At 42.3% G+C, this 10,831-nt stretch carries 3 protein-coding genes; all 3 read right to left on the bottom strand.

Annotated features, from left to right (window positions below):
* Positions 1-1,301: 1,301 nt before the first annotated feature.
* Complete coding sequence (locus Q0954_RS30755) at positions 1,302-3,824, bottom strand: RHS repeat-associated core domain-containing protein (protein ID WP_299464711.1); 2,523 nt, start codon at positions 3,822-3,824, stop codon at positions 1,302-1,304.
* Positions 3,825-4,250: 426 nt separating this feature from the next.
* Positions 4,251-6,758, bottom strand: coding sequence for an RHS repeat-associated core domain-containing protein (locus tag Q0954_RS30750; protein ID WP_299464708.1), 2,508 nt, complete (start codon positions 6,756-6,758; stop codon positions 4,251-4,253).
* Positions 6,759-6,979: 221 nt separating this feature from the next.
* Positions 6,980-8,521, bottom strand: coding sequence for a class I SAM-dependent methyltransferase (locus Q0954_RS30745; protein WP_299464704.1), 1,542 nt, complete (start codon positions 8,519-8,521; stop codon positions 6,980-6,982).
* Between the last annotated feature and the right edge of the window lie 2,310 nt (positions 8,522-10,831).

The following is a 10,831-nucleotide window of genomic DNA, read 5'->3' as shown; positions in this document are numbered from 1 at the left end:
CAGTACCAGTGATAAGTCAAAAGACTTCTTTTTATTGATTGTTTTCAAGTGACCTTCGGAACACTTAAAACAGCCAGAGGGTATTGGGTCTGACGGTTGTTGCGTCGGCGCACGGGTTGGTGGCACCGCGCGTATCTTGTCGTGCTTTGGTGCGCATGTTGCACCAGGTTGGTGCCAACATCGTAGGTGTAGTTTTGTTGGTAAGTAGTCATATTCGTATTGTTGATGAGTGCAGGCTATATACTTGCCACCAGGTAGCTGTTTATCAAGGCTTAATGTAGGCAAAACCAAGGCAAAATAAAGTGTAGGAAGCAAGACTAAAGGTAGACCTTTTGTCTAAGGGAGCCTTTATGAGGATGTTTAAGGCAAATACCGAGTCTGCTTACCCATTTGATGGTTTTTATGGTTACGCGATGCGTCGCATAACTCATGTAGTCATACAACCGTCTCACAATAGAAGTTAAAACAACAAAGTAAATCTACGTAACTTGAGGCAATAACAAAGGAAAGTGAGGTTTTACCCACTCTCCTAAATAATAGATAAACTGACACAGTCCCCTGAATGAGCCCTTACCGGACAATACCAATCAATGTTTCCACGGGCATTTCGCTTCTGCCCAGTTATTAAGCAGAGCATTTGCACCCTGTTTTACCTTTGCACCAGAGATAAGTATCCAGCCGACCTTCCGCACGTGTAATTTAAAAACTGGGTAGTCCTACACTTAATCGTGTATGAGCGTAAAATGCCTTTTTAATGCTGAAAATGAGGTTCAAACCTGTATTCTAAGCAAAAACAAGGGCTGACTTTACCAAACTTCGGTTAAGCCAATGTTTACTTTTATTTACTTTGATAATCAGATAGTTACCTATTTTCTGTTTACCAAAGATGTAAAATGTAAAAATCAGGTAATTTCCAGGCACGGTTTAATGTGGGGCTGCCTGTAATTTAAAAACTGACTAAGTTATTGATTATTAACAACTTAATACAAAAGCCTGTAACTTCTCAATAGCCATAAGAAATTAATAATCAATACTTTATAACAAGTGGAACTCATTACGTAAATCTTTTTTAAATCATTTTTTTGTATAACATTGATTATCAGATGTTTATAAAAAATGGATTTAACAAATCCTCAAAAAAGAGAATAAATACGCCGTTATAAATACTTGATAGGCAGTTAAATAACACGTATTGAGAAGTTACTCACAAACACAATTTTGTGAATGTTACCGTTTTTCAATCGCCTGACAAAAAATTTTGCACCAAATTTGGATTATTTTATTTTCTCCGTTTTACTAAATTAAAGCTCGTAATGCTCGTGTATTGTCGTTTTACTTTTATGTTTATGGCCATAAAATGGGTACTCATTTGCTCCTAAGCTCCCGATGTGGCAACCAGGGCATCTTGCCATAATCTTAAACCTTATCTTCCACTTATTATTTTTTCGGTCCCATATTTTGGGAAAAAATTGCATGCTTAGGATATGTATTGAACCTGAGTGTACGTCTTTTTTATTGTTTACAAAATCATTTATATATTTTCTTTGCACAAAGGTGCTGGTGGGCACGTCCATGTGTGGGAAATCACCTAGTCCAAACTTATTCAAATTGACCATGTGGTCACCTAACCCCTTATGGAATGCTTTTTTTAAAACCTTAAAGCTGTTTTTATCTTTATTTTTAATTTTGAGCATATTTTTAATAACCTGATGCCCTATGCCCCAGTATGTTTGTCCATCATATTTAAGACACCAATTCTTGTATTTGGTTACCTTACTTAATTTCTGGTAGTATTTAATTCCAGCGCCTTTTTCCTCCTGGTAATATGCCGCGGTGTATACGGGGCTACCATCGACTTTATTATCTCTATGCTGTACAAATAATTCATTAAGATTTTTCTGAAAGACCCTAGGAAATTTTTTAAGTTTTTCTTTGTTGTTTTCTATCAATTTATGCTTTTGAAATGCTAAACTTATTTTACCAAAGGGGGCTATGTCGTATATAGACAATACATAATTTGTTGCCTTTTTTGCATACATTCTGGCGGTCTCAGGGTTGGGCTGGTATATAAAAGCTTCACCTTTATTTTCATTAGCTACTGCTTCATCGAATAGTTTCTTGTATTCTTTATAGATATCTTTATAGAGATCAATCGATGTGTATGGTTGCACCCCAAAGTTGTCAAACGTTTTGGCATTATCTGCATTGGGGGTTTCCCCTTCCGATTTTTGACTAACCAACGGAAAAATATAGGCAGGGAGTAGGACCTTACTTTCTATGACTCCTGAACTTTTAGGTAGTATAAACTCTGGCTTGAAGTTCCCCAGATCTTTATCTTCGCTTCCCCTTCTCAGGTCATCGTTGGCAGCTAGGCCATACATTTGCTCCCACCACCTTTTTAGTGTTTTATACTTTTTCTCTCCTTCTTCACCTTCAATACCTTTAGCATCATCCCAGTCATCTTCCTTTCCATATTTAAACATTTGTTTTGCTATCGAATTTTTAGAGCCATCTACTCCCATTCGCAGCAAAGCTTCCTTATATCCCTTTATTGTAGGACCTGTGTTATGATTATCATTTTTTAACAATTCCTGAAGAGCCTGATTTCTATAAGTATGGGAAGAACGTGAAGAATCTAAGTTCCTCAATACCTTGTACTTGTATCTAAGTTTAAACTCCTCTTTGGATTCAAAAAGTCTAGGAAGGTCGCGCCCTATGGCGACAGTATAAGGATCGTCTACGTTTGTCTGGTAATCCTGTAATTTTTGTCTTATCAGCTTCTTCTCCTCGGTGTAGTGTCCCAAAAACTGGTTAAGGGTAAACTTTTGTGCTTTAAACAAACTCACTAAAGCGCTGATAAATTCCCCACGAAACCTTTTCGAAATTTCGTCTTCATCAACCTTTTGCAGAAGCCTAAGCATCTGGATATTTTCACGTGTTTTATCAAGATTTTCAAGATTACCATTACCATTAAACTTTATGTAATCCCACAACCCCATCACATCTCTACCTTTTACCGGGTTGCCATCCAACATGCCATACAAATTCAACTGCCCACTCGCAAATCTGATAGGGTCGGCGCGGTTCCAAAGGCCACTGCTGCCTTGCAAGTAGCGATAACCATAATAATGCAAGCCTGTGGCATCCTGCTCCTGCCCCGAATAGCCCAGTTCGCTGCTTTTCTTGTCGCTGGCTTCTACCACCTCCTGAGTATCGCCATAAGGCAAATAACTGGCATAACGAATCACATTGCCTGCTTCATCTACTACCAACTCGTTGCTATCGAGGTGATTCAGGGCATGATAAGTCACCGTTTCTTCTCCGGTAAGCTCGTTTTTAATGAGCGTGCCCACCTGCCCGTGCCCGTCCTTGATCCGGGTCACTGTCCAGCGGTGTTGGGTGGTGTAGCCCGTACAAGTGTCACCATCATAGCTTAGGTTCACCCCTCGGTAGCTGGTTCGTTTTTCTATCTGTCCGATGTAAGCCGCTGCTTCTAAAGCTACCAACACCCCCGCCGCATTCCAGGTGCGGGTGATCTTGCGGGCGCGCACCCCTGGCTGGAGGTAAGTATAGTCTTCGCGCCAGCGGTAGCCCCCTTGTTGCCATTCGATATAGCAAATTTGCCCATCGGCGCCATAACGTAGCTGGTCGAGGGCATCGGTACGCAACTGGTTGCCTGCCTCGTCGTAGGTATAGAGCCGTTGGCGGTTGTTGCGGGTCCGCACGGGTTGGGTTCGCTCTTGGGTAGTCTCGTTTTGAGTGTGACGTAAAGCCAGCAAGTTAGTGCTGGCGTCGTAGCGGTAGTTCTCTTGGTATGTAAGCATATTCGTATTGTCGATGAGAGCAGGCGATGCGCTTGCCTGTCAGGTAGCTGTTTATCAAGACTAAATGTAGGAAAATGTAAAGTAAAACAAACTATTGGCAATAAGACCAAAAGTAGACCTTCTTGCGAGTCCATTCAGATAACTGTGTCAAAAAAATATAAAGTACTGATAATCAATGATCATTTTTTGAAAAAGCACAGTTTAATGAACGCTCTCTCAATTTATATGGGATAATATTCAGCAGAAACGGACGCAACCCTTCACCAACTGAAGCCCCGTTATTTCACATTAAATTTGGAGAACGAGTAAAAACCTCGCTCTCCTAAAAAATTAACTGACACAGTTTAATGAGCAGTCCCGATGTCATAAAAAACTGCTTCAACACCAATTGAAGCCAATTTTTCAAGGTCGAACTTTAAGCCCTAATCAATGGCGATTCTTAGGAAATTTTTTCAAAGGAGTATTGCTTTTTTTCATTCTTATCCATCCATGTTTATTCGTAAGCATTCTGCTAATCGTGTGTTTGCTGCTATCATTATGGTACTCCCTGGTATTCCTTATTTTTTTAATATCATCAAGCCACGCTTGCTCCAGAGTCAGATTAGCATTTCTTCCATAAGCACCATCAACCATCTTATACCAGTCATTAATAACCTCAAAACCTGAGTCATTGAATCTGAATGCTTGACTTGACCTGAGGCTATTTCTCAGGTTCTCTAACTGCCTGTTTATATGGTTTGCATAATTAAAGTTTAGCTTCTTACGTGTGTTTTTCGTTCTATGGCTTTCAGCTTGTCTAGTAAATTGATACATAAAGTCATCTTTGCTAAGATGTGATTGATCTGACAAGGGGGCTTCTTTAAATTCATCGCCCATATTGCTTTGAGTTGACAAGTTTCGTGTTATCGGACCTACCAATGGCCCTAGTACTGGATTCAAATAACGACCTTTCATGGCCTTGTAGGTTACAAAGTCTTTTACTAGCTCCCGTCTTTTGGCTCGCCCTGTTGCCTTTTCGAATACAATTGCTTCCATCATCTGCACCCCCTTTTCATTATCCAAAGTTTTGGCTTCCCTCAGCATATGTTTAAACAAGTTTTCTGTTAACAATTCTGATATAAAATGAATATTTAATTCGCTTGGATATGGCAAATCATTATTTTTCATCATCTTCTCACGCATACGTTTCTCTGTCTGGTTTTGCTTCTCCATAATATTCTTGACGTAAAATAATAATTCACTATCCGCATCTGTCGTTATCTTATCCCAACGTTTTTTCACCTTGTCCTTATCCAGCTCTTTTCCATATTTTTTAGACTTTAAAAGTTCGTCGCTGGTTACCAATTTTTTCATATCATCTGCATCAAATCCATAGGTTCCATGTACAATGTCTGCATATCCATCCTGCATCCTATTCAGTAGATGATTCAGTTTTTTATTCCCCTTATTTCCTGAAAACAAAGGATCCTTGGTAGTGAAATCATCCAACCAACGGTGAATCACCTGATAACCCTTATGGTATTTATTCGTGAATTGTCTTGCTTTTTGGGTTATGGCATCTGCCACTTCATGCTCCATTACCAACACTCGTCCTTCTATGTTTGGAAAGTCGTAACCTCCTCCTTTCCCTTTTGGTTTACTCCATTTGAAACTAAATACCCCTCCTCTCACTCCAAGTTTTTTCATCTGCTTATGTATTTCGCTCTCATGGAGTTTTATATTGACGTCTTTGTCCTGTCTGGCATTTATTCCTATGATCACGGCAATATTTGATTCACGGTGATACTGATCAACTCTTCGAATCAAAGACTCAGCCTCCCCATACATATAGGTGTTCATATGAATAATGTAGGGAATATCATGTATCAAATCCAATTGTTGGTATACGTGGTTGAACTCAAAGAAATTTGTATACCCGCGACTAATATCGCTTATTCGCTGATACTTGTATTTTTTTTCCTTCGTTTGTAATTGCTTACCATCCCGCTCCCTGGGAAAATACAGGTATGTCAGCCTCAATAGTTCTTTAAGGCGAGCGGCTTTATTCCTCCTAAAATATCCCGCAACAAGCAGCATTAACTGCTTGTTTGTCAGACTCATCAGCCCCATCTCATCTCTACCTTTTACTGGGTTACCCTCCAACATCCCATACAAATTCAACTGCCCACTCTCAAATCTGATAGGGTCGGCGCGGTTCCAAAGGCCACTACTGCCTTGCAGGTAACGATAGCCATAGTAGTGCAACCCTGTGGAATCTTGTTCTTGTCCCGAATAGTTCAGTTCGCTTTTGGCATCCTCACTTGCCTCTAGCACCTCTTGGGTTTCGCCATAAGGTAAATAACTAGCATAGCGGAGCACGTTGCCGTTTTCGTCTACCACCAACTCGTTACTGTCCAAGTGGTTCAAGGCGTTGTAAGTCACGATTTCTTCTCCGGTCAGCTCGTTTTTGGTGAGCATGCCCACCTGCCCGTGCCCGTCTTTGATCCGGGTCACCGTCCAACGGTGTTGGGTGGCGTAGCCTGTACAATGCTCGCCATCATAGCTCAAGTTCGCGCCTCGGTAGCTGGCTCGTTTTTCTACCTGTCCAATGTAAGTGGCTGTTTCCAAAGCTACCAACATCCCTGCCGCATTCCAGGTACGAGTCACCTTGCGGGCACGCACCCCAGGTTGGGTGTAGGTATAATCTTCGCGCAAGCGATAGCCACCTTGTTGCCATTCAATGCAGCAAATTTGCCCGTCAGCGCCATAACGAAGCGCATCCAAGGCATCGGTACGTAGTTGGTTGCCTGCCTCGTCGTAGGTATAGAGCCGTTGGCGGTTGTTGCGGGTCCGCACGGGTTGGGTTCGCTCTTGGGTAGTCCCATTTTGGCTATGATGCAAAGCCAACAGGTTGGTGCTGGCGTCGTAGCGGTAGTTTTCTTGGTAAGTAGTCATATCAATGTTTTTGATGAAGGCAGATATTAAATCATTTACCTTAAACCACTTGCAGAGTGGTTGTTATATGGGGTTGAATGTAGGGAAAAATGGGGCAAAATAGGGGGCTTAAGATAAGACCAAAAGTAGACCTGCTCGCTTAAGTGTTGTGATTGCCTCCCCCAGTATAGCCAAAAGAGAGTGGGTAAAAACCCCACTCTCACCACTTCAGGTAGCACTTGTTAGGTACTCTGAGTAGCCATAAGCTCTTGCATCAGTTGTTTGGCTGACTCGTGGTGGGGGTTTTGCCCCAACAATTTTTGTAACACTTCATGCGCCTCTGTTGGCTGCTCCAGGGCATAATGGCAAAAAGCCCTCATAAAAAGGTTGCTTTCGTTGGTGCCATATAGCTCTTCTGAAAAGCCTACAAACTGCATGGCTTCTTGGGCAAACCCCAGGCCCACCAATAAGGTGCTGATATGATAAGCCAAATCCAGGGCTTCGCCCAAAGGGTAATATCCGTCCCATACCTGTGCAATAATGTGCAGCAAGGCAAAGCTTTGGCGGGGGTTTAGGTGTTCGGCTAGCTGGTGTAAACGGGGCAAAAACTGAGAAAACAACCGGGCATCATAATGGCTCAGTTGCAGGTAGGCAAACAGGTCTTTGGCGGCCAGGTCGGGGATTTGCTTTTCTATGTGTTTTTTGATGCTGTAGTAGCCCTCCGGACCAAAATCTGCCACCTGCATATCATAGTTGGAAATGACTTCGGTGTAGTGTAGGGGGTTGCGCAAATAAAGCAAAGCCAACACATTGATGTGGTGAGGAGGTAGTGTTGGGGTAAGCCACTCTCCCTGCAATGCCTGGCAATGCTGCCCCAAGGCATGGAAATTGACTGTCAGCGAAAAGCAACCGTGGCTTGCCAGGTAAGGCGCTGGACGTTGTTGCCAGTCTTGTAGCATATAGCTGCCCTTATCGGCAGTAAGCAACAGCATGCCATAAGGCGACAAAGCCTTCAGCCGCTCCAGGCCCTGCATGCCTGCTTCAGGAAACAAGAGGTGGCTGTCCTGGAGCGTGTCCTTGTACTTATCAAACACCTTTTGCACCGTGGGGTTGTCAAAACGAGCCCCGTCTATAGCCTCATAAGCATACTCAAGGTCAATGTTTTTCAATTGTTCCCTGGCACTTTGGGTAGCCTCTGGGTCGTAGTTTTTGAGGGTAGTCAGTACTTGATAAGCCTGCCCCTGGTCAAAATAAAACAAGTCTTGGGGAACACAGTCAAACAAGTAGTTGGCAGTGACCACCAACGGACGGCGCATGCTCCCTGGCATAATGGCGCGGTGGGCTTTCCGCAAAAAGAGCGCCGTGTCTTTAGTAATGTCAAACCGGGCAAAATCAAGCAACCCCGCCTCTACAAAAGGCTGTAGACGAGGGTTTTCCTCCCAGGCTTTCAGCATTTCTTCTACAAAGTCGGTCATGACATACACCAGGGGGGGCTGTTCTATGCCCAATAAGGCCAGTTGGTGGCTGAGTTCACGCAGCACATGAAACGAAAAACGTCCATGCCCCGCGCCTAATTCTACAACGTAGAGCGGTTCATCGGTGTCATGTTGCCCCAACGAGTCACGCAACATGCCCATGATCATGTGGGCATAGGTTTTGGCCATGTAGGGGTTACTGGTAATATAATGGGGTACCTCGTTTTGTTGCCAGGCACCGAGGTTTACTTCTTCGAAATACTGGCGTTCTAACTGCCAAATTGGCGATTGGGCAAAAGTGGTTTGCATAAGTCTCTTGGGGTTAAAAAGTAAGCTTTCTATGGCATACGACAACTAAGTCAACCCATAAACTGTAGGTGACTGCTCAAATGCCGTTGCTTCAAAAGTTTTATTTAGTGAAGGTATACAAGCCATGGGCTAAAGCCGCCAAAAACAAACGGACAAAAAGTAGATACCACCTGCGAAAGTTTACCCCAAGATTGACCAGGGTTTGTCAGCGAGTAAACAGGACCCTGGCTAGTGCCAACAACCCTTGTCTCTACAAGGTTTAGGGGTAGGTACGCTGTGTTTTTGGGCTCGTCTATCTATTGTCTTGGGGTAAGCAACCGCTCCAAAAGGTGATCTATGATGTATTTTACCTCAAGTGGTCATCAGAAGCAAGCTTACAAGTGCTTAGATGAGACGCTAAAAGACTACAGTTTTAAGCAATGACGTACGCAACGAAGTGGTTACTCGTACCTCGCAACGACAAAACCAAGGAAGGAAGGAAGGACAATTCGAAACCTGAACCATCATGTCATTTTGAACGCACGTGAAAAATCTGTGGGTATTTTACTCCCTGGATATGCTTAGGTACTACAGTTACAAAATCCTCAAGTAGGCATCAGTACCAGTGATAAGTCAAAAGACTTCTTTTTATTGATAGTTTTCAAGTGTCCTTCGGAACACTTAAAACAGCTAGGAAGTTCGTCAGAGAACAAATCTCATCCAAAATAAATAGTGCATTTACTTAGAGGATAAGGTACCAGTGATAAGTCAAAAGACTTCTTTTTGTTGATTGTTTTCAAGTGCCCTTCGGAACACTTAAAACAGCTGGGGGTACACCAAAAAAAAACGCACCTGGCATCACCGGGTGCGTTTTTAGCTTGACATTTAACAAAACCCAAGTAAAACTACCAACTGGTTGCATGGCATCAACTACAATGGCTCAATTTGGGACTTGTTGTTTGTATACTTTGAGAACAAAAGCCTTTTCGCTTTTGCAAAAACCACTATTCATTTAAAATATCCTTTGGTACAAACAATACTCCGCAGTGATTTTAGCCAAAGTTGACTAGTGATTACCTTCGTTGAGCTCGCCGTAGCAGAGCTACAGGCTCGGTTTACAGGGCTTAATAAGATAAACATTTACTCGAATCAGCTTTTAACTACGCTTTTTGTAAATAGCTAAAAATCAGCGTGATACAAAAGTGTAGTTACTTGTGGAACAGGGTGTACCTAGAACCTTATACCTAGTCCCTAGAACCTTGTCAGCGCTATGGACTACGGACTAAATACTATGGACTATTGTACAAATGTAAAGCGAAGAAATATAAAAAAGGCTTAGTAATCAGGGGCATTAGAAGGACAAAGAAAGGACTTGGAGTAGAAACAACCTCGCTCTTTTAAGTCTTCCCTTGGGATACTTGAAAGTATTGGGCCTGTACCTCGCAACGACAAAACCAAGCAAGCAAGGAAGGACAATTCGAAACCTGAACCATCATGTCATTTTGAACGCACGTGAAAAATCTGTAGGTATTTTACTCCCTGGATATGCTTAGGTACTACAGTTACAAAATCCTCAAGTACCAGTGATAAGTCAAAAGACTTCTTTTTATTGATAGTTTTCAAGTGTCCTTCGGAACACTTAAAACAGCTGGTTATAACAAGTACACCTCCACAACACCAAAAAAAAACGCACCTGGCATCACCAGGTGCGTTTTTAGCTTGACATTTAACAAAACCCAAGTAAAACTACCAACTGGTTGCATGGCATCAACTACAATGGCTCAACTTGGGGCTTGTTGTTTGTATACTTTGAGAACAAAAGTCTTTTCACTTTTGCAAAAACCACTATTCATTTAAAATATCCTTTGGTACAAACAATACTCCGCAGTGATTTTAGCCAAAGTTGACTAGTGATTACCTTCGGTGAGCTCGCCGTAGCAGAGCTACAGGCTCGGTTTACAGGGCTTAATAAGATAAACATTTACTCGAATCAGCTATGGACTACGGACTAAATACTATGGACTATTGTACAAATGTAAAGCGAAGAAATATAAAAAAGGCTTAGTAATCAGGGGCATTAGAAGGACAAAGAAAGGACTTGGAGTAGAAACAACCTCGCCTTCCCTTGGGAGCCTCGAAAGCATTGGGCTTGTGCCTCGCAACGACAAAACCAAGCAAGCAAGGACAATTCGAAACCTGAACCATCATGTCATTTTGAACGCACGTGAAAAATCTGTAGGTATTTTACCTCAAGTCTTAAAACTCTACAGATTATTCGTTACCAAATGAAAACCTGTTTAGGGCATCATTGACTTGTTCTGGAGAGATGTC

The organism is uncultured Microscilla sp., assembly GCF_947493425.1.
GTDB lineage: Bacteria > Bacteroidota > Bacteroidia > Cytophagales > Microscillaceae > Microscilla.
Note: the sequence above shows the minus strand (reverse complement) of the source record. Positions and strands in the feature narration are given on the sequence as shown.

Excerpts from the sequence above, each read along its gene's own strand:
- Q0954_RS30745 (WP_299464704.1), bottom strand. The coding sequence starts at position 8,521 with ATGCAAACCACTTTTGCCCAATCGCCAATTTGGCAGTTAGAACGCCAG.
- Q0954_RS30750 (WP_299464708.1), bottom strand. The coding sequence starts at position 6,758 with ATGACTACTTACCAAGAAAACTACCGCTACGACGCCAGCACCAACCTG.
- Q0954_RS30755 (WP_299464711.1), bottom strand. The coding sequence starts at position 3,824 with ATGCTTACATACCAAGAGAACTACCGCTACGACGCCAGCACTAACTTG.